The 1,251-nt window shown below is 34.3% G+C and carries 1 protein-coding gene; it reads left to right on the forward strand.

From position 1 onward, the window contains the following. Window positions 1-1,065, forward strand: a 1,065-nt coding sequence (locus ACJQWY_RS06860) for a tyrosine-type recombinase/integrase (RefSeq protein ID WP_407076987.1), incomplete at its 5' end; no start/stop codon positions are given. Window positions 1,066-1,251 lie beyond the last annotated feature (186 nt).

Raw genomic sequence — 1,251 nt, forward strand, 5'->3', positions numbered from 1 at the left:
GAGAAAAAGAAAAAAGGCATCAAGTCCGTCACTTTGGCCAAGAAGTGGGAACGAGATGTCTTAAATAGAGTTGATGCTGGAGAGTTTGATAAATTTAGTACTGATATGACTTTAAATAATGCTTTTGATATGTGGCTAAAAACTTATTCTAGAAAAGTTTTACCTTCCACTTATCAAAAAGTAGATCAATTTATCAATAAGCACATTTTAACACCAAAATGGTTTGATCAAGTAAAAGTCGATAAAATTACATCTGTAATGTTGCAATCATTCGTAAATGAATTGAGTACATTGAATGTGAATTACAAAAAGAATTTGTATCCTTTTAAAAAAGTTATGCAGTCTTTGGTCACTTTAGAAGTCATCAAATCTAATCCATTTGATAAAGTTGTATTTCCAAAAGCTAAACCTGCGCCTGTTTTTTTGGATCGTGTCGACTATTATACCAAAGACCAATTAAAACTATTTTTAGATACTGCTGATGCTTTGTATGCAGATTCTAATTATCAAGTTTTTGCCTTATTTAGACTTTTGGCTTTTTCAGGGATGCGAAAAGGCGAAGCTCTTGCTTTAAAATGGTCTGATGTTGATTTTGATAAATACACAATTGATATTAATAAAGCTCTGTCAGTTGATAAAAATGGAAATGCCATTTTAAGTACAACTAAAACGAAGGCTGGTAATCGTGTCGTAAGACTCGATAAACGAACCATAGGCGTGCTAAAACATTATCAAGCTGTTCAATCTACATCAATTCTTAAAAACGGTCTGAAAGCTACTGGATTGATTTTTACAGGTAATGACCTACACTCTTATATGGCTTTTCCAAAACCTAGAAAATGGTGCGAAACTATTACAAAAACTGCAGGTTTACCTAGAATTAAAATTCATGGCTTCAGACACACCTACGCTACACTTTCAGCTCAAGCTGGAATGAACATCAAACAATTACAGTATCAGCTTGGCCATGATGATGTTCAAACTACGCTTGCTATTTATACAGCTGTAACCGAAGAAATGAAAGAGACCACTGCTGACATTTTTACTAGTTTAGTTAACTTCTAAAAAGTCCCCACCTCAGGTCCCCTTTTATTCGGATATCCGTGAACTTCAACGAACTTTTACAGACATGTATAAATAAGCGAAACCCCGTCGTATCAACAACAACGTTGATATAACGGGGTTTTACAGTCATTGATTTTTGATATTGTTTAGCCCCGTTGTCTCCTTACTTAAGCGTTAAAAGCGTTG

It is taken from the genome of Weissella kandleri (genome assembly GCF_045504165.1).
Taxonomy (GTDB): domain Bacteria; phylum Bacillota; class Bacilli; order Lactobacillales; family Lactobacillaceae; genus Weissella; species Weissella kandleri_A.